Below are 20,980 nucleotides of genomic sequence, written 5' to 3' on the forward strand. Positions count from 1 at the left end.
CCAAAGAGCCTATCTATCTCTGTACAAGCTCTCTAGCTTGCGCACTTTATCCATGTTTTCTTAGCTTATTGATGCATTTATGCTCAGTTTTACCTAAATAACGAGAAATTAATCCAAAAATAATTTTTCTGAATAAGCTGACAGCATCAAGGGTTAGTGATTGGGCAAACTATTGAGCAAAGTAAAAATTAAGTTACCGCACCAAATTGGTGCGCAATGCTTTAATCTCTCTAATAGTCAAAATGATGACTAGGGGATTAGTTTGATCTGATGAATATATGACCAACATTAATTCTGTATAAAAATGATTAGATGGATATATGTTTTGCACTTGTTATAGTTTGGAAGGCTAAGATTGGGTTATGAAACTATGCACTATTATGGTGCGATATTTATCTGATAGTGAGATAGAGAATGGGTTTAGATAAGGGTTTATCGAGTATTATGCTGTATTGATAAGGAAATGTTAATGCATATTTAGTTAGTTTATCACTTATAAATATGCAATAAAATCTGCTTTAATCGCTAAAAGATGACTTTTTATCCTTTTTTTGTTGCTTTTGTGTGAATAATTTGCCACATTGTGTTCCTTGTTTATGACCAGAATATAATTCTGGTAAGAATGGATTCACATTGATTTGGTAGGCAGGAGAACCTGCAATGGGCGCTGGTTGGATTATCCAGTGTTTTAGCTTTTATAAGCAGCCCGATAGCCAAATCTCAGACAAGGCAGAAAACTGTCTAATGCAGTAGAGGTCTGATACATGTCTCTTTTAGAAGTTAAAAATCTTCGCATCGAGTACCCATCGCGTCATGGTATTCACGCTGCGGTAAAAGCGTTGTCGTTTACTATTGAACGCGGCGAGATCGTCGGTGTGGTTGGCGAGTCGGGTGCCGGTAAGTCCACCGTGGGTAATGCCGTCATCGATCTACTAAGCCCCCCAGGGACTATCGCCGATGGTGAGGTTTTCCTTGATGGTGAGAAGATCTCGGGTCTGTCTGCTGAAGAGATGCGCAAAGTGCGCGGCTCGAAGATTGGCTTTATTTTCCAAGACCCAATGACATCACTCAACCCACTGTTTACCGTTGAGCACCAGCTCAAAGAGACCATTCATGCCAATATGCATGTCAGTGATGATGAGGCATATCAGCGTGCACTGTCATTGATGCAGCAAGTGGGTATCCCCCAACCAGAAAACCGCCTCAAGCAGTATCCGCACCAATTCTCTGGTGGTATGCGCCAACGAGTGGTGATTGCGATTGCTCTAGCGGGTGAGCCTGATCTGATCATTGCTGATGAGCCAACGACTGCGCTAGATGTCTCAATCCAGGACCAGATCCTTAACCTGATCCGTGAGCTGTGTATCGAAAAGCGTGTCGGCTGCATGCTGGTGACGCACGATATGGGCGTGGTGTCTAACGTGACCGACCGCGTGGCGGTGATGTATCGCGGCGATTTGGTCGAGATTGGCCCAACCCAACAAGTGCTTGGCACGCCAGAACACCCTTATACCCACAGCTTGATCTCAGCTGTACCGCGCTCAGACATCAAGCTAGAGCGCTTCCCCTTGGTGAGTTACATCGAAGAAGCGCAAGAGATGGAGCCGCTGGATGTGAAGAATCACTGGCTTGGCCAAAGCCAAGACCATCGTGCTTACACCGGCCCTCTGCTTAACGTTGAAAATGTTAACCTGCGTTTTGTCACCAAAGATTCCCTGTTTGAGAGCCGCCGTGAATACGTGCAGGCATCAAACAATGTCAGCTTTGAGGTGAGAGAAGGTGAGACCTTTGGGCTAGTCGGTGAATCGGGCTCAGGTAAATCCACTATTGCGCGTGTGATTGCCGGTTTGTATCAGCCAAACTCGGGTCGAGTCACCTTTGAGGGTGTTGACCTTACCGCACTGCGCTCTGAGAAAGAGCGTCGCCCACTGCGTCGTCAGATGCAGATGGTGTTCCAGAACCCATACACCTCGATGAACCCGCGGATGAAGATCTTCGATATCATCGCCGAGCCGATTCGCTTTCACAAACTGACTGAGAACGAGGCGCAAACTCGCGTTATCGTCAATGATCTTCTCGACCACGTTGGTCTGGGTAGTATGGCTGGGGTCAAGTATCCGCACGAATTCTCCGGTGGTCAGCGTCAGCGTATCTCTATTGCTCGGGCACTGGCAACCCGTCCGCGCTTGTTGATCTGTGATGAGCCGACATCTGCTCTAGACGTTTCCGTACAGGCGCAGATCTTGAACCTGCTTAAAGACCTGCAAGATGAGCTCAATCTGACCATGCTGTTTATCAGTCATGATCTACCGGTTATCCGCCAGATGTGCGATCGAGTCGGCGTGATGCAGATGGGCACCTTGCTTGAGGTGGCGCCAACCGAGCAGCTATTTAATGCTCCACAGCATGAATACAGTCAGCACCTGATCTCCTTGATGCCGGAATTTACTGGCTTAAGACAAGAGATCAAGAGCGCGTAGTAAGACAGTAGCAGTACAACAGCCTCACCTTGAGGGTCGTTGACTTGAGGTGAGTGTTCACATACTTGGCTCATTCGAGCCAGACACAAACGCAAACACAATAATCAGGGAAAAGATTCCCGCATAAGGAGTTATGCAATGAAAACCATGAAGAGCAAAATTGCAGTGGCGCTAATGGCCGCAGGCTTGAGCTTCGGTGCTGCGGCAGCGGAAATCAAGGTCGCTTACGATGCTGATCCAGTATCGCTAGATCCACATGAGCAGCTATCAGGCGGCACACTTCAGTTGTCACACATGGTGTTTGATCCACTTATTCGTTTCACTCAAGACATGCAATTTGAGCCACGCTTGGCTGAGTCTTGGGAGCGTGTTGATAATGAGACATTCCGCTTTAACCTGCGCAAGGGCGTGAAATTCCATTCTGGCAATGATATGACTGCAGACGACGTAGTGTGGACGTTTGAACGCCTGAAAGAGTCACCTGACTTTAAAGGTATTTTCGAACCACTACTTGCGATGGTTAAGGTTGATGATTTCACAGTTGAAGTGAAAACCGACGGCACTTATCCACTCGTTGAGAACGTGGCGACTTACATCTTCCCAATGGACAGCAAATTCTACACGGGCAAGACAGCGGATGGCAAAGACAAGGCTGAGATCGTCAAGCACGGTAACTCATTTGCCTCGACTAATCTGTCAGGTACAGGCGCATTCAAGATTATCTCACGTGAGCAAGGTGTTCAGGTGGCATTTGAGCGTTTCGAAGATTACTGGGATACCGAGTCTGCAGGTAATGTTGAGAAGCTAACTCTTGTGCCAATCAAAGAAGACGCGACACGTGTTGCTGCACTTCTATCTGGCGGCGTAGATATGATTGCTCCAGTTTCGCCAAATGATTACAACCGTATCGACCGTGCATCAGGTGTTGATCTGTACTCGATGCCAGGTACTCGCGTTATCACCTTCCAAATGAACCAAGACAGCAACCCGGCACTAAAAGACGCGCGTGTACGTCAAGCAATTGCTTACGCGATCAACAACGAAGGCATCGTTGACCGCATCATGAAGGGTGCAGCAACTGCAGCGGGTCAGCAAAGCCCAGTAGGCTACGCAGGTTACAACGAAGCACTAACGCCACGTTTTGACGTTGCGAAAGCAAAAGCACTGCTCAAAGAAGCGGGCTACGAGGACGGCTTTACCCTAAGCATGCTAGCGCCAAACAACCGCTACGTGAACGACGACAAAATTGCTCAAGCATCAGCAGCGATGCTGGCTAAGATCGGTGTTAAGGTTGACCTGAAGACATTGCCAAAAGCGCAATACTGGCCTGAGTTCGATAAGTGTGCTGCAGACATGCTAATGATTGGTTGGCACCCTGATACTGAAGATTCAGCCAACTTCACTGAGTTCCTGACTATGACTCGAAACAGTGATACAGGTAAAGGTCAGTACAACTGTGGTTACTACAGCAATGCTGAAGTTGATCAGCTAGTGAACGATGCGAACGCGGAAACAGACCTAGAGAAACGCGGAGTGATGTTGAAGAAGGTAGAGGAAATTCTTTACGATGAAGCCGCATTTATCCCGCTACACTGGGAAGATCCTTCATGGGCAGCGCGTAGCAATGTTGAGATTGGTCCAATCGTCAACGGCATGAACTTCCCATACTTTGGCGACCTAGTGGTCAAATAAGTCATGTGTTTGAGTTCGCTATAGCATAGGCCTCCCTCAAGGTCGGGGGAGGTCTTGATCTACTTAGCGACGCTTTTTGGTGCTTAGCTCTGTTCAGTCGGGTTAGGTGCCATTTTTAAGACTGAACACTGACTCCTCTTATCGCGCTTTTCTATTGTTTATCCCATAGCCAAATGAACCAAAATGAAGTTCATCGCTAGGTAACAAAGCAGCGCAACAAGAGTGGAGTTGTTGACTGAAACTCAAGGATAGTTAAGGGGCAGGGAATGTTTTCGTTTCTGGTCAAGCGCCTGTATCAGGCACTGATAGTGATGTTTGTGATCAGTTTGGTGGCGTTTGCCATTCAAGATAATCTTGGCGACCCGTTGCGCGAGTTGGTTGGACAATCGGTTTCTGAAGCCGAGCGCCAAGCGATGCGTGATGAGCTCGGCCTGAATGATCCCTTCATAACTAAGTATTCACGCTTTGTAGGCAGCGCCCTGCAAGGTGATTTAGGTACCTCCTATTTCTTCAAGCGACCAGCGGTGGATGTGATCCTCGACAAGCTGGTTGCGACACTCGAGCTCGTATTTGGCGCGACATTAATCATCGTTGCGCTGTCGATCCCGCTCGGGGTCTACTCCGCGATTAATCCCAAGAGCTTTTTTACTAAGGTGATTATGGCCGGCAGTAGTATCGGTATCTCGATCCCGGTCTTTCTGACCGCAATTATGCTGATGTATGTGTTCTCGATTGAGCTCGGTTGGCTGCCGTCCTATGGACGTGGACAAACCACCAGTCCATTTGGTTGGGACTCGGGCTTCTTTAACCTTGATGGCCTGCGTCACCTAGTATTACCAAGCATTGCTTTGGCATCGATCATGCTGCCACTGTTTATCCGTCTGGTGCGCTCAGAGATGCTCGAGGTATTGAGCTCAGAGTACATCAAGTTTGGTAAAGCCAAAGGCCTAGCACTGAACAAGATCTACTACCAGCACGCACTGAAAAACACCATGTTACCAGTGCTGACCGTTGGTGGCGTACAGATCGGCACTATGGTTGCCTACACCATCCTAACTGAAACCGTGTTCCAGTGGCCGGGCACAGGGTCGTTGTTCCTCGAGGCGATCAACCGCGTCGATACACCGCTTATCACCGCCTACGTGATCTTCGTTGGCCTGATTTTTGTGGTGACCAACACCATCGTTGATCTGATGTACGGCATCATCAACCCAACCGTCGATATCACCGGTAAAGGAGCATAATCATGGAACAATCACTATCAGCTCCATCTCGTTGGGAGCGATTTAAGCAGTCAGACTTTCTGTATTACTTTGTGCGCGATAAGGTCGCGATGACTAGCTTTGCTGTATTTTTGATGTTCTTGGTTGCCGCTCTGCTTGCGCCATGGATCGCCACAGCGGACCCGTATGATCTGGCCACTATCAATATCATGAATTCAGAGATGCCACCGATGTGGCTCGATGGAGGAGACTCGGAGTTTATTCTTGGTACGGATGAGCAGGGGCGCGATATCTTCTCGACCATTCTTTATGGTGCTCGCCTTTCTTTGACAATCGGCTTTCTAGCAGTAGCGTTACAGCTGTTTCTGGGTGTTGTTATCGGTCTATCTGCCGGCTACTTTGGCGGTCGCATCGATAACTTCCTGATGCGTTTTGCCGATATTCAACTGTCGTTCTCAACTATGATGGTCGCTATTATTGTCTCGGCGATCTTCAAAGCCAGCTTTGGCAGCCAATTCTACAGCCAATACGCGGTGGTAATGCTGGTGGTGATCATCGGTATCGCGGAGTGGCCGCAGTATGCGCGTACCATTCGTGCCTCGGTTCTGGCAGAGAAGAAGAAAGAGTACGTTGAAGCAGCTCGCGTGATGGGCTTTAGAGCGCCACGTATCATGTTCCGTCATATTTTGCCAAACTGCCTATCGCCCATCTTGGTTATCTCAACCGTACAGATTGCCAATGCGATCATGTCAGAAGCCGCGCTGTCGTTCCTCGGTCTGGGTCTGCCAGTCGATCAGCCGTCTCTTGGCGCGCTGATCAGTATCGGCTTCCGTTATATCTTCTCTGGCGCTTGGTGGATCACCGCCTTCCCAGGCTTGGTGTTAGTGACACTAGTGTTGGTGATCAACCTTCTTGGCGACTGGCTGCGTGATGTGTTTAACCCGAAAATCTACAAAGGGTGATCATTTTTACGGACAGCTAGGATAAAAGCCGTATAAACTGGAGTTAAGGCTCTGGAAATCAGCCAATTAACGAGCCGCATTGATGCGGCTCTTTTTTTGTTTGCCGGGCGGTAATAACGGCGCAACAAGGAAACCGATATATGGATATAGGCTCTTTACGTGACAAGTTTCGTGGCAAGGCAATGGTATCGCTCATCGCTTTGGTGGGCGTGAATCTGCCGACTCAAGCCGCAGATACTTTTCTGTGTGATGCCACCCAGGCATCAAGCACTGAGCTTGCGGTGTTGGAAGAAACCTGTCCAATTGGCGCGGGCCTGTGGGGGCAACAGCAGCCCAATCAACCGGTCTCAATGTTCTGGATTCAGTGCGGTATCTTCGCTAAACCATTGACCCTAGAGCAAGCTAAGCCGCTGTATAAGGTGATTAAAGCCGATGTCTGGGCAAGACCAGAGGAGCGGGGCAGTCGCTGCTTGATAGGGCCTTACGCATCGCTACTAGAAGCTAATATCGATCTGCGTGAGGTCAAACGCGTCAAAGGCTATCGCGAGGCATTTGTGCGTGCCGTGTATAAGCCTGATGGCGAGATGGGGGCGGTGAGTGATACCGCGAATACCGTGGCGACGAAGAAGCCCAAAATCAAATTAGACGTCAAAGTCCCACCCATGATCGCCAAGTCTCCAGCACCAGCATCGCATGCAGCAATGCGGCTCAGTAGTGTGGTCAATGGCGTGAGCTACAATATGCCCGATCTCAGCTTTAGCAGTGACGCTTTTTATATGGAATACGGTAAGCCATGGACACGCCTAAGCTACACGCGCGCAAATCAGATTTGCCAGCAGCTCAATATGCGCCTGCCAAGCGTGGGAGAATGGCAACAACTGATTGACTCGCGGGTGTTAGACCGCGGTGAGTGGCCGGTGCATCTACCCTATTGGGGGGAGGAGCGAACCGGGCTATTTACCACGGGGCGGGTCAATCCGCTTTCTGGCCAGTCACTATTGAATGTGATGTGTGTGAAGTAAATTAAAAAGGCTCGAGCAGAGCCTTTTAGGATAGTCAGTTTAGATACACTGCCGATTAGAAGTTGAAGATCAACTGAGCTGATGCACCGTAGTTTTGGTCTGCGCCGTAAGAGCCTGAGATATCAAGACCAAACACGCCAAATGGTTTTAGACCGATACCAGCAGTGAGCACATCTTCTGCGTGGTCCGTCATCGAGTGCGCGTAACCAACACGCACTTGTGCCCAGCCCCAAGCGTTTAGCTCAGCACCAACGCGAGCGAACTGAGTGCTGTACTCAAAACCTTTAAAGTACTCTTTCTCTGTTAAATCAACATCTGCTGCAATGACAAACCAGCCACGGTCATATGATGTGCCGATAACATACTCGGGATTGAGGACGAAGGTATCAGGTAAGCCATTGACGCCATTGGTTTCAAGCTCGCGAGCAATCAAGTTGCGTGCACTAAAGCCTAGATTCCAGCGATCGCTTAGCTCATACGCCATACCGATATCTAGGTTAAAGCGGGTCTCAGAGTTTGCGTCGGCAAAGTCGAACTCATCATCTTCAACCTCATCAACACTTTCTTGGTAGAAAAGGGCATGCATGGTTTGTGCTTTTGGCGACACACCTAAGTGAAACGGCTTGTTAAACAGAGACAGCTCACGAGCGAAAGTTAAACCGATATCCACAGTGGCGCCACCATAAGCATTCGCGGTAGAAAGCAGTTCGTGGTCTTGTGGGTTATTCGGGTCAATATCGAAGTCACCCTCGTCAATATCGACACGACCAAGCACATTGACATTAACTAAAGCAAAGAAGTTAGTACTGAGGTATTTGTTTGGAATCGCGATGATCATGCCTGTGCTTGCCTCGACAGCGACAGTCTCACCGTCAAGTTCACGCAATATATTTTGCCACTCTTCTGGTGAGGCGTCGAAATCACCATCATCAATGGCGTCTTCCCAAGCCATGTAAGCATCATCTAAGCGTTCAATGGTATCCACCATGTCACTGTTATCGTGCACACTTGCACTTAAAGTGGGGATAATCATCCCAAAGTTATCGCTATCGCCGTATTGAGAGGCAAGGGCCGGGTTATGGATACTGCTGGTGAGGTAAGTGGCAGAGGCCACTCCGGTACCGCCCATGGCAAAAGAGCGCGTATCTACCGTGGCATTTGCCATCATAGGTAGAGCGAGCGCGACTGACACTGCTAATTTCGTGAACTTTTCCATCTGTACTTATTCCTGATTGGTTCAATTTTATGTAATTTTTGTTATTGCACTAACGTATTTCCCACTGTTAGTGCAGTGACTATTTTGGAATAAAAAGCACAGAAATAGAACATAAAAAACCAGTAATTTATCACTAAATAACTGGTTTTTTAGAAGTTTTGGCCAAATTAGCTTTGCATGTAATTTTCTGGCATATCAATGCGTGCTACACCAGATTCAACTGCTGCTTGTGCAACTGCACGTGCAACTCTTGGCAGTAGGCGTGAGTCCATCGGTTTTGGAATGATGTAGTCGTGACCAAACTCAAGCTTGTCTGCACCTGCAGCCTGTAATACCTCGGCAGGAACGGGCTCTTTGGCAAGCTGACGAATCGCCTCAACTGCTGCCAGCTTCATTGCATCGTTAATCTCGCTTGCGCGCACATCAAGTGCTCCACGGAAGATAAACGGGAAACACAGCACGTTGTTGACCTGGTTTGGATAGTCAGAGCGACCGGTGCCCATGATCAGGTCATCGCGCACTTGGTATGCCAGCTCCGGCTTGATCTCAGGGTCTGGGTTTGAGCAAGCAAATACAATAGGCTTGTCCGCCATCAGTTTTAACGCATCAGGTGAAAGCAGGTTCGGACCTGATACGCCAAGGAACAAATCAGCGCCAGTAATGACATCCTCTAGGGTGCGCTTATCGGTGTTATTCGCAAATAACTGCTTGTACTCATTCAGATCATCACGACGAGTATGAATAACGCCTTTACGGTCGAGCATATAGATCTTCTCACGCATCGCACCGCACTTGATCAGCAGCTCCATACACGCCACAGCGGCAGCACCGGCGCCAAGGCAGACGATGGTCGATTGTTCTAGCTTCTTACCTTGCAGCTCGATCGCATTAAGCATACCTGCTGCAGTCACAATCGCGGTGCCGTGTTGGTCATCATGGAAAACCGGCACGTCACAGCGCTCAATCAAGCGTTTTTCAATCTCAAAGCAATCAGGCGCTTTAATATCTTCTAAGTTAATGCCACCGAAGGTATCGGCAATATTCGCCACGGTATCGACAAACTCATCGATGGTGCGGTGCTTGACCTCAATATCAATCGAATCAAGACCAGCAAAGCGTTTAAATAGTAGTGCCTTACCTTCCATCACTGGCTTAGATGCCATTGGACCAAGGTTACCCAGGCCCAAAATCGCGGTACCATTAGAGATAACCGCGACCATGTTGCCCTTGGCAGTGTACTTGTAGACATTGTCGGCATTCGCCGCGATTTCACGCACCGGTTCGGCAACGCCTGGGCTGTAGGCGAGGGCGAGATCTTGCGCTGAATCGGCAGGCTTGGTCAGTGAAACGGCAATCTTGCCAGGCGTCGGTTGGGCATGATAGTCAAGCGCTTGCTGACGGAGTTGCTCTTCGGCTGTTGGGGGCGTTGAGTCGTGTTTATGGTCGGACATAATTGTCTGCTTTTAATCCTAGTTTTCAGTTTCGATAGTGTTGTACAAACCGAGCAATGACAGTGCACAACGAAATTTCTGCAGTACAAACTACTGATAATAGGATAAATTACAAGTCGGCGTACGACTAAATTAGCTGAGAAGGTTTTTAGCGGGTGGGGTAAGGCTGTGATGAGGTGTTGATACGCGGATGACGGGCAACAAAAAAGGACACCCGAGGGCATCCTTTTTCAAGCTTTGCTTCTAAAGAATTACTTCTTAGAAGAAAGAGCACCGAAACGCTTGTTGAAGCGATCTACACGGCCGCCTGTATCAACGATACGCTGCTTACCAGTGTAGAATGGGTGACATTTGTCACACACGTCTAGGTGGATTGAATCTTTTGCTAGAGTTGAGTTGAACTCAAAAGTGTTGCCGCAAGAACAAGTTGCTGTTACAGCTTTGTATTCTGGGTGGATACCAGCTTTCATAGGGAAAACCTCAAATTAGGCCGTGTCGCCATCCAACTCTACGCTGGACACCACACGTAATTAAACAAAAACGTTTCAGTAGCGATACCGCTGTCAATGCACATTGTACAAATTCAAGCCATATCACTAAGGCGCGATATACTAATGAAACGAACGGCTGGGATCAACCAATTTGATAAAATAATCGCCACTTTTTTGTTCAATAGTCGGCTCAGCGATTGGATCAGGGCTAGATTGGGTATACTATGTCGCCTCTGCAAACCTTATCAATTTGTCCATGCGTCCAACCATCGCCCGTGTATCTTTGCCAGTTCCGCTGGATAGGTCATTTGACTATGAGATCCCTGCTCACCTTTTCCCTGTGATTGGCGGGCGTGTCAGTGTGCCTTTTGGACCGAAAACCTTGATTGGTATTGTGACCGCCTTTGCCAGCGAGTCGGAGTTTGACAAGCTCAAGCCGATCAAGGCTGTGCTTGATAGCGAGCCTTTATGGCCAGACTCTCTTTATCAGCTGCTGGTGTGGTGCAGTCAGTACTATCAGTATCCACTCGGTGACACCTTTGCCAATGCCATGCCTGCTGCGCTGAAAAAGGGCAAGCCCGCCCAAGTGACGGCCATCGTAGAGTGGCATCTTAGTGAAGAGGGGCGCTCTCAGTTGATGGCGGGCTTTAGCCGCGCGAAAAAACAGGCGCTGGCACTGCAGCTGCTAGAGCACGGCGGAATGACGCGCGAGGCGCTCGCAGAACAAGGCGTCTCATCCAGCGTGGTCAAAGCGCTTGAGGAAAAGGGCTGGATAAGCGCCAAGTCGCGACTGCCTACTATCCATCCGTGGGGACGTGAGGTAGAGAAAGCAGCGGATAAACCCAAGCTCAATGAGGAGCAGGCGGTAGCGATTGCCAGCGTCAATAACCGCGGCAGCTACGGCTGCTTCCTACTTGAGGGAGTCACTGGCTCGGGTAAGACAGAGGTTTACCTTAATCTAATTAAGCCAGTGCTTGAGTGCGGTCAGCAGGCCTTGGTGTTGGTGCCGGAAATTGGTCTTACGCCACAAACGATCGAGCGATTTGCTTCGCGGTTTGATGTACCGATCTCTGTGGTTCACTCGGGACTCAACGAGACCGAGCGACTCAATGCTTGGCTCGCGGCGCGCGATCGCGCATGTGGCATCGTGATTGGTACCCGCTCAGCCTTGCTCACACCGTTTGCCGATCTCGGCATTATTATCGTCGATGAGGAGCACGATAGCTCCTACAAACAGCAAGATAGCTTGCGCTACCATGCTCGAGATGTGGCAATCATGCGTGCTAACAAGCAAGGTATCCCGATTGTGCTTGGCTCGGCAACACCGGCCCTAGAGACTCTGCACAATGCACGCAGCGGCAAGTACAGCCACTTACACCTTACCCAGCGTGCGGGCAACGCCAAACCCACCACTAATAAGGTGCTCGATATCAAGGGGCTGTACCTTGAGGGTGGGCTGTCTGCGCCATTGATTGCGGAGATGCGCAAGCACCTGGATTCGGGTAACCAGGTATTACTGTTTCTCAATCGGCGTGGCTTCTCTCCGGCGTTGATGTGTCATGAGTGTGGCTGGATCGCTGAATGTCAGCGCTGTGAGGCCTATTACACTTATCACCAAAACAGCAATGAGATCCGCTGTCACCATTGCGGATCACAAAGACCCGTTATTCACCAGTGTCATGGGTGTGGAAGTACTCACTTAGTGACGGTCGGGGTTGGGACTGAGCAGCTTGAAGCGCAGCTTAACCAACTGTTTCCGGATTACAGTGCGATTCGCATCGATCGAGATAGCACGCGGCGCAAGGGCAGCCTCGAAGAGGCACTCGAGTCTATAAGGCGCAATGAGCATCAGATCTTGATTGGTACTCAGATGCTCGCCAAGGGACACCATTTTCCTAACGTCACTCTGGTTGCGCTGCTGGATGTCGATGGCTCGCTCTACAGCAGCGATTTTCGCGCCTCCGAGCGTCTGGCACAGCTATTTATTCAGGTGGCAGGGCGTGCGGGTCGCGCCAGTAAGCGGGGTGAGGTGATCCTGCAGACACACCATCCAGAGCATACGTTGCTCCAAGCCTTGCTCAAACAAGGTTACGATCAGTTTGCCGACACGGCGCTGCAAGAGCGCAAGATGGCTCAGTTGCCGCCGTTTAGCTTCCTGACCCTGTTTAAGGCTGAAGCGAATGATAATGCACTTGTAGAGCAGTTTTTGCGCCAGGTTCGTCATACCCTAGAGGCGCACCCCCTGTTTAGTGGTGGCGATGTGGTATTGGGTCCAACGCCAGCCCCCCTGTCTAAGCGCGCTGGCAAATATCGTTGGCAACTGCTACTTCAAACACAAACGCGCGGGCAAATGCAGCGATTACTCGCCAGCGCCAAGCCTGCGATAGCGATGCTGCCTTTGGCAAAAAAGGTGCGCTGGAGCCTAGATATCGAACCACAAGATCTCAGTTAGGTGGTCAGTTATTGGGCAGATTTGGCGGGTTGTGATGGCCATCACTACTTGCCTGCAAAAAATGTTAATTGTCCCGTAACATAAAATTTATTAATACTTACACTAGTTTATCGAATAGAGAAAAATAGAGATGAAACCAAGAGGACAAACCTTATGGCGACAATGAAGGATGTTGCTTTACTGGCTGGGGTTTCGACAGCGACGGTGTCCCGTGCACTGATGAATCCAGAAAAAGTCTCCGCCGCCACTCGCGAGAAAGTCGAGGATGCGGTGATGGAAGCCGGATATTCACCCAATTCGTTAGCGCGCAATCTGCGTCGTAATGAATCTAAAACCATTGTTGCCATCATTCCAGACATCTGTGATCCGTACTTCTCAGAGATCATTCGTGGTATTGAAGATGCGGCGATGGAGCATGGGTATTTGGTTCTGCTTGGTGACAGTGGTCAGCAGAAAAAGCGTGAGTCCTCCTTTGTTAACTTGGTTTTCACTAAGCAGGCTGACGGCATGTTGCTGCTCGGCTCAGATCTGCCGTTTGACGTGAGCAAGTCTGAGCAGAAGAATTTGCCTCCGATGGTCATGGCCTGTGAGTATGCGCCAGAGCTTGAATTGCCCACAGTGCACATCGATAACCTGACTTCAGCCTTTGAGGCAGTGAACTATCTCGCCCAGCTTGGGCACAAGAAAATCGCTCAATTGTCTGGTCCCGACACCTCGGCATTGTGTCAGTTTCGTCATCAGGGCTATCAGCAAGCGCTGCGCCGAGCCGGGCTGGATATGAAGCCGGAGTATGTTGAATACTGTGACTTTAACTTTGAGGGTGGCGTGGCTGGTGTGCGTCGATTACTGTCTAACCCTGAGCCACCGACGGCGATCTTCTGCCATTGTGATACCCAAGCGATTGGTGCAATTCAAGAGGCGAAGCGACTTGGCTTTAGAGTTCCCCAGGATCTGTCGGTGGTTGGCTTCGATAACATTGATTTTGGCATGTACTGCGATCCACCGCTGACCACCGTCGCTCAGCCTCGCTATGAGATAGGCCGCCAAACCATGCTAATGATGCTAGAGGTGCTGCGTGGCAATGACGTTCGAGCAGGCTCGCGCCTTCTGGATACTGAACTGGTGATCCGCGATAGCGCCGCGCCACCAAGACTGGTGTGAATCGCAGTCGCTCATATCAATTACGCTTTGAATAGAACCGGTTAGGTGTTTTTTTATCACCATAACCGGTAATCGTTGTTCTCAACAGACGTTCTGCTTTACCATGCATAGCGTCATCCACTGATTATTTTTATATTGTTGTGGCAAAAGATTATGTAAAACGTGGTCGCGGAAACACGCGACGCCCAACCAAACGCGGTGCTGCGCCGAAGAAACCTTGGCGCAGTGGCCTGTTGGCGATCCTGCTGATTGGCACATTCAGCTATGGCCTATATCAACTGCATATCGCCGATGAGCCCGCCAAGCCTGCGCCTGTGCAACCCAAGCCACAGCCAGTGGTCAAACCAAAGCCGAAGCCTGAACTTCCACCTAAGCCAGAAGAGAAATGGGATTACGTCGAGTCTCTACCAAACCGTGAGGTGAAGGTGGAAGCCAAAGAGCTCCAAGTATCTGAAATCCCATACATCATGCAGTGCGGTGCTTATAAAACTCTAGATCAAGCCGAGTCACGTAAGCTGGATATTGCCTTCCAAGGCATCGAGAGCAAAGTCGTGAACCAAGAAGGCAGTAGCTGGTATCGCGTCGTCCTTGGCCCTTATAAGATGAAACGCGACGCCGAGCGTGACAAGCACCGCTTGGAGCGCGCGAAGATTGAGCCTTGTGCGATTTGGAAGCAATCCGCGCAATAAGCGCAGGGGCGAGGCGCGAGGACGCTGGCGCTTCGGGGAGCGAGGAGTTTATCGATGTGGTTACTTTTTCGCTCTCCCTGCTATCGGCTGGTCCTCACCTTTTGTTTCTCTGTTTCGTTTCCAGTTGCTTATTACAGATTCCCTCTCGCAACTTAAAGCGCAATCAACACCATTATTTTTCCTCAGAATTTTCGTAACCCACCCCTCGCTCCTCGTAGGGCGCAGCCCGTCCCCGTACCTCGCCCCTAAAAAGAGGGGGGCTTGAATTCCCCCTTTCCGAGCCTCATATAACTTTCATATCCAATGTGAAATTCTAATTAGAGGCTCGAATCATGACTACGATTGTATCTGTTCGCCGTAATAATAAAGTTGTCATTGCTGGTGATGGGCAAGTGTCACTGGGCAACACTGTAATGAAAGGGAACGCACGCAAGGTTCGCCGTCTGTATAACAACAAAGTACTGGCTGGATTTGCCGGCGGCACAGCCGATGCGTTTACGCTGTTTGAGCGCTTTGAGAGCAAGCTGCAGATGCACCAAGGTCACTTGACCAAGGCGGCGGTTGAGCTGGCGAAAGACTGGCGTAGCGACCGCGCTCTGCGCAAGCTAGAGGCACTGCTCGCGGTAGCCGATGAGACGGCATCGCTGATCATCACGGGTAACGGAGACGTAGTTCAGCCAGAGAACGACCTGATTGCGATTGGCTCAGGCGGCAGTTTTGCCCAAGCTGCGGCAACTGCGCTGCTTGAGAATACTGATCTAGATGCAACAGAGATCGCTGAAAAATCGCTTAAAATTGCTGGTGATATCTGCGTGTTTACTAACCATCACCACACTATCGAAGAACTAGAAATACCAGCGAACGCTGAATAACCCCAAGATAGTATGTTGTCGACTGGCCTATGGCCAAGCAAAGAATTAAGGAAATCCTATGTCTGAAATGACTCCTCGCGAAATTGTTCATGAGCTTAATCGCCATATCATTGGCCAAGATAAGGCCAAGCGCTCGGTGGCGATCGCACTGCGTAACCGTTGGCGTCGTATGCAGCTTGAAGAGAGCTTGCGTGCTGAAGTAACGCCAAAGAACATCTTGATGATTGGCCCAACTGGTGTCGGTAAAACCGAAATTGCCCGTCGCTTGGCAAAATTGGCCAATGCGCCGTTTATTAAGGTTGAGGCAACCAAATTTACCGAAGTGGGTTACGTGGGTAAAGAGGTGGAAACCATTATTCGTGACCTGACCGATGTGGCGATCAAGATGACCCATCAACAAGCAATGGAGAAGGTCAAATTCCGCGCAGAAGAGCAGGCAGAAGAACGTATTCTTGATGCGCTGTTGCCACCGGCCCGCGATGCATGGGGTCAAAATGAGCAAAGCGAGGATAACTCGAATACACGCCAAATCTTCCGCAAGAAACTGCGCGAAGGCAAGCTCGATGACAAAGAGATTGAGGTTGATGTCGCTGCGCCGCAAATGGGCGTTGAGATCATGGCGCCTCCAGGCATGGAAGAGATGACCAACCAGCTTCAGGGCATGTTCCAAAACCTGGCGGGCGACACCAAGAAAAAGCGCAAGCTTAAGATCAAGGACGCTTTCAAGGCGCTGACGGAAGAAGAAGCGGCCAAGCTGGTCAACCAAGAAGAGCTTAAAGAGAGCGCCATCAGCAACGTAGAGAACAACGGCATCGTATTTATCGATGAGATTGACAAGATCTGTAAACGCGGCGAAAGCTCAGGCCCAGATGTCTCGCGTGAGGGTGTTCAGCGTGACTTGCTGCCACTGATTGAAGGCAGCACAGTATCGACCAAGCACGGCATGGTCAAAACCGACCATATCCTGTTTATCACCTCGGGTGCTTTCCAGGTAGCCAAGCCATCGGATCTGATCCCTGAGCTGCAAGGCCGTCTGCCAATCCGCGTTGAGCTCGAAGCGCTTTCTAGTGATGACTTCAAGCGTATCCTAACCGAGCCTAAGGCATCTCTGACCGAGCAGTACTCAGCACTAATGAAGACCGAAGACGTCAACGTGAGCTTCACTGAAGATGGCATCAACCAGATCGCAGACGCCGCCTGGCAGGTGAACGAAACCACTGAAAACATCGGTGCCCGCCGCCTACACACGGTCATGGAGCGCCTAATGGACGAGATCTCATTCGAAGCCACCGACAAAGCCGGCAGCGAGCTAGTCATCGACCAAGCTTATGTGAAGGCCAAGTTGGGTGAGCTGGTTGAGGATGAGGATTTGAGTCGCTTTATTCTCTAAAGCGCGATAGCGCTTTAAGGGGCGAGGTTCGGGGACGGGCTTTGCCCTACGAGGAGCGAGGGTTTCCGTTGGTGTGGATGGCTATGCATTCCTTCTTATAACTCTGCGCTTTACACAATAAAAAGCCAATGGCATCGCCAATGGCTTTTTTTGTTGGCTTAAGCGGAGAGGCCAGGGAGAGTGAGAACGTCGCCAGTAACGATAAACTCCTCGCTCCCCGTAGCGCTAGCGTACTCGCACCTCGCCCCTGAAAAGCCTGCGGCTTTTAGACCATTAACACGAAAATAATAGCGAGTAAGGTAATCGCCGAAGCAAACCAATAACAAGCGATCTTCCCAACCACGCCTGTGTGGAATTTTAGGTCGTGCATGCCGTGGTGTAGGCGGTGCATGGCATGCCACATCGGGAGGGCTAGGGTGGCGATGATGAATAGGCCGCCGATGATCGAGCCGACAAAGTCGCGCGCGCGATCGTAGCTCAGGGCCTCTGCATCAATGATGCCTAGCGGGACCAGTACGCCTAATACAAACACTGTGATTGGGGTCAGCATAGCGAACCAAGTGCCGCCAGCGCCAAACAGTCCCCACCATATTGGCTCGTCCGAGCGTTTCGGGGCAGTATCTACCTTAAAGTTGGTATGACTCACGATAAACTCCTTAGACAATAATCAATACGACGAGTGAGATAAAGGCAACGGCTGCCCATTGTGCTAGCACAATCAGTCGTTTATCGACTGACTTACCCTTAAGTTTGATCGGCATAACCTGCGGCATCATGCTAAAGAAGGTGTGTGCATGGAACAGACTACCCGCCAGAGCAACCAGGTTAATACCAACCACCAATGGGTTAGCCATAAATGCCAGCCAGGTTTGCCAAGCTTCAGGGCCCTTAACCAAAGCGCCAAGGCCGAAGGTCAAAAACAGGGTAAATAAGATCAGTGGCAGCACCGTCGCTTCACGCAGCATGTAGAAACGATAGAAGGCGTGGTTTTTCCACCAAGTGCGCTTTACCTCGCGCACGTAAGGTTTACGATTACTCATAATTACACTTCCTCTGCCACAGGCTTACCATCAGGCTTAAGCATCGCGATAACAAAGTCCATTGATGAGGCGACTTTACCTTGGTTCACAGCCGCTGCTGGGTCAACGTTCTTCGGACAGACCTCAGAGCAGTAGCCAACAAAGGTACAGCCCCAAGCGCCGTTTTCACCATTGATGATCGACATACGCTCGTCGGCGCCATTATCACGGCTATCCAGGTTGTAGCGATGCGCCAGCGTCAGCGCTGCTGGGCCAACAAACTCAGGGTTGAGACCAAACTGAGGACACGCCGCATAACACAAACCACAGTTGATACAGCCAGCGAACTGCTTGTAGCGCGCCATCTGCTCTGGAGTTTGGATGTTAGCGCCGTCTTCTGGCGTGCGGTCATTGCCAATAATGTAAGGCTTAATGGCCTCGAGACGCTCGATAAACGGCGTCATATCAACAATCAGGTCTTTCTCGATCGGGAAATTGGCCAGTGGCTCAATCTTCACGCCGTTCGGGTAGTCACGTAAGAAGCTCTTACATGCCAGCTTAGGCACACCGTCGACCATCAGGCCACAAGAGCCACAGATTGCCATACGGCAAGACCAGCGGTACGACAGGTTTTTATCTAGGTTGTCTTTGATGTAGCCCAGTGCGTCCAAAATAGACATGGTTTCATCAAATGGCACCTCAAAAGTCTGGAAGAAAGGTTCTGCGTCACGCTCAGGGTCGTAGCGCAGGATCTCAACTTTCTGAATACGAGTAGATGACATTAGGCTTGCTCCTCTTCCTTATTCTCGGCTTGCTCTGCAGCCTTCTTCTCTTCCGCCGCCGCTTTTTCTGCCGCTTCACCGTAGAGACGCGCTTTTGGTTGAGACTTAGTGATAGTCACATCGCTGTAGTCGATACGTGGATCGGCATCGGCTTCGTAGAAGGCCAGCGAGTGTTTCAGGAACAACTCGTCATCACGCTCAGTACAACCCTCATCTAGGCGCTGGTGGGCACCACGAGACTCTTTACGCAAGATAGCCGAGTGAACCATGGCCTCGGCCACTTCTAGTCCATAGCCAACCTCAATCGCATAGAGCAGATCAGTGTTGAACACCTTGCCTTTGTCCTTGATGCTGACTTTTTTGTAGCGCTGTTTTAGCGACTGCAGCTTCTCGATGGTTGCCTGCATCAGATCTTCTTGACGGTAGATACCACAGCCTGCTTCCATGGTGTGACCCATTTCCGTGCGGATATCAGCCCAGTTCTCGTCGCCTTCTTGGTTTAGCAGCGCAGTGATGCGCTCTTCAACCGCCTTAACTTGGCTGTCGATGGCGTCTTGGTTCCAACCCTTGAACTCTTCCACACGCTTAACCGCGTTTTCACCCGCGACGCGGCCAAACACCACGAACTCAGCCAGTGAGTTTGAGCCCAAACGGTTCGCACCGTGCAGACCAACCGACGCACACTCACCAACCGCAAACAGGCCTTTAATGCGTGTCTCACACTGTTTGTCAGTCTCAATACCACCCATGGTGTAGTGCACCGTTGGACGGATTGGGATCGGCTCTTTGGCTGGGTCAACGTTAACGTAGGCTTTCGATAGCTCACAGATAAACGGCAGACGCTCTTGCAGGTACTCTTCACCGAGGTGAGTCAGGTCGAGATGCACTACATCACCAAGAGGGTGCTTGATGGTGTTGCCTTTTTGCTGCTCATGCCAGAAGGCTTGTGAAACCTTGTCGCGAGGACCCAGTTCCATGTATTTGTTTTTCGGCTCGCCAACCGGCGTTTCCGGTCCCATGCCGTAATCTTGCAGGTAACGGTAGCCATCTTTATTGACGATGATCCCGCCCTCACCACGACAACCCTCGGTCATCAGGATACCGGTGCCAGGAAGGCCGGTTGGGTGGTATTGAACAAATTCCATATCACGCAGTGGCACGCCATGACGATAAGCCATTGCCATGCCGTCGCCAGTCACGATGCCGCCGTTGGTGTTACAGTGATAAACGCGGCCCGCGCCACCAGTGGCAAGCACGACTGATTTTGCCTTGATGGTGACCAGTTCACCCTCAGACATGTGGATGGCGACCAAACCTTGCACTTCGCCCTCATCGACAATCAGGTCGACGACGAAGTATTCGTCAAAGCGGTTGATGTTGCTGTATTTAATCGAGGTTTGGAAAAGGGTGTGCAGCATATGGAAGCCGGTTTTATCCGCGGCAAACCAAGTACGCTCAACCTTCATGCCACCAAAGCGGCGCACGTTCACTTCGCCGTTCTCTTTACGGCTCCATGGGCAACCCCATTGTTCCATCTGAATCATTTCGCGGGTTGAGTTCTCAACGAAGAATTCAACAACGTCTTGTTCACACAGCCAATCGCCACCGCCAACGGTGTCGTTAAAGTGGTTATCAAGGCTGTCTTCATCTTTGATGACGGCAGCTGAGCCACCTTCCGCCGCAACGGTGTGAGAGCGCATTGGGTAGACTTTAGAAATCAGAGCAATCTCTAGTTCTGGGTTTGCTTCAGCCGCAGCGATTGCGGTTCTCAGGCCAGCGCCACCAGCGCCAATTACTGCGATATCTGTGGTAATTGTTTTCACAGTTATCCTCCAGGTGTGTAAGTGAAATCAGCGGTTTATACCGCTCTAATCTTCTTTTTTCTAGTCTGAGCCCATGCATAAAATCATCAATGAAAGGCTCAATAATGCCACCTATCCCAAAGTGGTAGCCCAGTGTAAAAGACCCAGATGAAGGAAAAATTGATTTACTTAGGTTTTTGCGGCGGAATTTCAGCCAGACAAGCGAGATTTGCAGCAAACTGTGACTAGGCTCACCGGCTGATAATGGGTTGAACA

Annotated in this window: 17 protein-coding genes; 10 read left to right on the top strand and 7 right to left on the bottom strand. The window is 50.2% G+C overall.

Annotated features, from left to right (window positions below; translation table 11 throughout):
- The first annotated feature begins 764 nt into the window (after positions 1 to 764).
- From ACZ5R2_RS02560 to ACZ5R2_RS02580, 5 genes are all read left to right on the top strand, one after another.
- Complete coding sequence (locus ACZ5R2_RS02560) at positions 765 to 2,480, top strand: dipeptide ABC transporter ATP-binding protein (RefSeq protein WP_464900901.1); 1,716 nt, start codon at positions 765 to 767, stop codon at positions 2,478 to 2,480.
- A 138-nt stretch (positions 2,481 to 2,618) separates the two neighbouring features.
- Positions 2,619 to 4,172, top strand: coding sequence for an ABC transporter substrate-binding protein (locus tag ACZ5R2_RS02565; protein ID WP_464900902.1), 1,554 nt, complete (start codon positions 2,619 to 2,621; stop codon positions 4,170 to 4,172).
- Positions 4,173 to 4,438: 266 nt separating this feature from the next.
- Positions 4,439 to 5,416, top strand: coding sequence for an ABC transporter permease (locus tag ACZ5R2_RS02570; RefSeq protein ID WP_464900903.1), 978 nt, complete (start codon positions 4,439 to 4,441; stop codon positions 5,414 to 5,416).
- 2 nt (positions 5,417 to 5,418) lie between these two features.
- A complete protein-coding gene (locus ACZ5R2_RS02575) occupies positions 5,419 to 6,357 on the top strand; it encodes an ABC transporter permease (protein ID WP_464900904.1) in 939 nt (312 codons plus the stop codon).
- Positions 6,358 to 6,497: 140 nt separating this feature from the next.
- The gene (locus tag ACZ5R2_RS02580; RefSeq protein WP_464900905.1) at positions 6,498 to 7,379 is read left to right on the top strand and encodes an SPOR domain-containing protein; all 882 of its coding nucleotides are present in this window, start codon (positions 6,498 to 6,500) and stop codon (positions 7,377 to 7,379) included.
- 55 nt (positions 7,380 to 7,434) lie between these two features.
- On the opposite strand, the gene ACZ5R2_RS02585 is transcribed toward ACZ5R2_RS02580, so the two are convergent.
- From ACZ5R2_RS02585 to rpmE, 3 genes are all read right to left on the bottom strand, one after another.
- Complete coding sequence (locus ACZ5R2_RS02585; RefSeq protein WP_464900906.1) at positions 7,435 to 8,595, bottom strand: conjugal transfer protein TraF; 1,161 nt, start codon at positions 8,593 to 8,595, stop codon at positions 7,435 to 7,437.
- 167 nt (positions 8,596 to 8,762) lie between these two features.
- Positions 8,763 to 10,046 carry a malic enzyme-like NAD(P)-binding protein gene (locus tag ACZ5R2_RS02590; RefSeq protein ID WP_464900907.1) on the bottom strand — a complete coding sequence of 428 codons (1,284 nt, stop codon included), beginning with the start codon at positions 10,044 to 10,046 and terminating at the stop codon, positions 8,763 to 8,765.
- A 251-nt stretch (positions 10,047 to 10,297) separates the two neighbouring features.
- Positions 10,298 to 10,516, bottom strand: coding sequence for a 50S ribosomal protein L31 (gene rpmE / locus ACZ5R2_RS02595; protein ID WP_375751702.1), 219 nt, complete (start codon positions 10,514 to 10,516; stop codon positions 10,298 to 10,300).
- Positions 10,517 to 10,793: 277 nt separating this feature from the next.
- Between rpmE and priA the strand changes: the two genes are divergently transcribed.
- From priA to hslU, 5 genes are all read left to right on the top strand, one after another.
- Positions 10,794 to 12,989, top strand: coding sequence for a primosomal protein N' (priA, locus tag ACZ5R2_RS02600; RefSeq protein ID WP_464900908.1), 2,196 nt, complete (start codon positions 10,794 to 10,796; stop codon positions 12,987 to 12,989).
- Between the two features lie 114 nt (positions 12,990 to 13,103).
- A complete protein-coding gene (gene cytR, locus ACZ5R2_RS02605) occupies positions 13,104 to 14,150 on the top strand; it encodes a DNA-binding transcriptional regulator CytR (RefSeq protein ID WP_464902288.1) in 1,047 nt (348 codons plus the stop codon).
- 134 nt (positions 14,151 to 14,284) lie between these two features.
- Positions 14,285 to 14,839 carry an SPOR domain-containing protein gene (locus ACZ5R2_RS02610; protein ID WP_464902289.1) on the top strand — a complete coding sequence of 185 codons (555 nt, stop codon included), beginning with the start codon at positions 14,285 to 14,287 and terminating at the stop codon, positions 14,837 to 14,839.
- Positions 14,840 to 15,171: 332 nt separating this feature from the next.
- Positions 15,172 to 15,711, top strand: coding sequence for an ATP-dependent protease subunit HslV (gene hslV, locus ACZ5R2_RS02615; RefSeq protein ID WP_464900909.1), 540 nt, complete (start codon positions 15,172 to 15,174; stop codon positions 15,709 to 15,711).
- A 58-nt stretch (positions 15,712 to 15,769) separates the two neighbouring features.
- Positions 15,770 to 17,101, top strand: a complete 1,332-nt coding sequence (gene hslU / locus ACZ5R2_RS02620; RefSeq protein ID WP_464900910.1) for an HslU--HslV peptidase ATPase subunit — start codon at positions 15,770 to 15,772, stop codon at positions 17,099 to 17,101.
- A gap of 265 nt (positions 17,102 to 17,366) precedes the next feature.
- Here the strand turns inward: hslU and frdD are convergent, their stop codons facing one another.
- Genes frdD through frdA form a run of 4 tightly spaced genes read right to left on the bottom strand, consistent with a single transcriptional unit; the run spans position 17,367 to position 20,725 of the window.
- Positions 17,367 to 17,747 carry a fumarate reductase subunit FrdD gene (gene frdD / locus ACZ5R2_RS02625; RefSeq protein ID WP_464900911.1) on the bottom strand — a complete coding sequence of 127 codons (381 nt, stop codon included), beginning with the start codon at positions 17,745 to 17,747 and terminating at the stop codon, positions 17,367 to 17,369.
- Between the two features lie 10 nt (positions 17,748 to 17,757).
- A complete protein-coding gene (frdC, locus tag ACZ5R2_RS02630; protein WP_464900912.1) occupies positions 17,758 to 18,141 on the bottom strand; it encodes a fumarate reductase subunit FrdC in 384 nt (127 codons plus the stop codon).
- A 2-nt stretch (positions 18,142 to 18,143) separates the two neighbouring features.
- Positions 18,144 to 18,902, bottom strand: a complete 759-nt coding sequence (locus tag ACZ5R2_RS02635; protein WP_438475377.1) for a succinate dehydrogenase/fumarate reductase iron-sulfur subunit — start codon at positions 18,900 to 18,902, stop codon at positions 18,144 to 18,146.
- The gene (frdA, locus tag ACZ5R2_RS02640) at positions 18,902 to 20,725 is read right to left on the bottom strand and encodes a fumarate reductase (quinol) flavoprotein subunit (RefSeq protein WP_464900913.1); all 1,824 of its coding nucleotides are present in this window, start codon (positions 20,723 to 20,725) and stop codon (positions 18,902 to 18,904) included. Before frdA ends, ACZ5R2_RS02635 begins: the two co-directional genes overlap by 1 nt.
- Between the last annotated feature and the right edge of the window lie 255 nt (positions 20,726 to 20,980).

It is taken from the genome of Vibrio sabulosilitoris, from assembly GCF_055391395.1.

Bases quoted from the DNA above. Each gene is read 5' to 3' on its own strand.
- ACZ5R2_RS02560 (WP_464900901.1), top strand. From the start codon at position 765: ATGTCTCTTTTAGAAGTTAAAAATCTTCGCATCGAGTACCCATCGCGT.
- ACZ5R2_RS02565 (WP_464900902.1), top strand. From the start codon at position 2,619: ATGAAAACCATGAAGAGCAAAATTGCAGTGGCGCTAATGGCCGCAGGC.
- ACZ5R2_RS02570 (WP_464900903.1), top strand. From the start codon at position 4,439: ATGTTTTCGTTTCTGGTCAAGCGCCTGTATCAGGCACTGATAGTGATG.
- ACZ5R2_RS02575 (WP_464900904.1), top strand. From the start codon at position 5,419: ATGGAACAATCACTATCAGCTCCATCTCGTTGGGAGCGATTTAAGCAG.
- ACZ5R2_RS02580 (WP_464900905.1), top strand. From the start codon at position 6,498: ATGGATATAGGCTCTTTACGTGACAAGTTTCGTGGCAAGGCAATGGTA.
- ACZ5R2_RS02585 (WP_464900906.1), bottom strand. From the start codon at position 8,595: ATGGAAAAGTTCACGAAATTAGCAGTGTCAGTCGCGCTCGCTCTACCT.
- ACZ5R2_RS02590 (WP_464900907.1), bottom strand. From the start codon at position 10,046: ATGTCCGACCATAAACACGACTCAACGCCCCCAACAGCCGAAGAGCAA.
- rpmE (WP_375751702.1), bottom strand. From the start codon at position 10,516: ATGAAAGCTGGTATCCACCCAGAATACAAAGCTGTAACAGCAACTTGT.
- priA (WP_464900908.1), top strand. From the start codon at position 10,794: ATGCGTCCAACCATCGCCCGTGTATCTTTGCCAGTTCCGCTGGATAGG.
- hslV (WP_464900909.1), top strand. From the start codon at position 15,172: ATGACTACGATTGTATCTGTTCGCCGTAATAATAAAGTTGTCATTGCT.
- hslU (WP_464900910.1), top strand. From the start codon at position 15,770: ATGTCTGAAATGACTCCTCGCGAAATTGTTCATGAGCTTAATCGCCAT.
- frdC (WP_464900912.1), bottom strand. From the start codon at position 18,141: ATGAGTAATCGTAAACCTTACGTGCGCGAGGTAAAGCGCACTTGGTGG.
- ACZ5R2_RS02635 (WP_438475377.1), bottom strand. From the start codon at position 18,902: ATGTCATCTACTCGTATTCAGAAAGTTGAGATCCTGCGCTACGACCCT.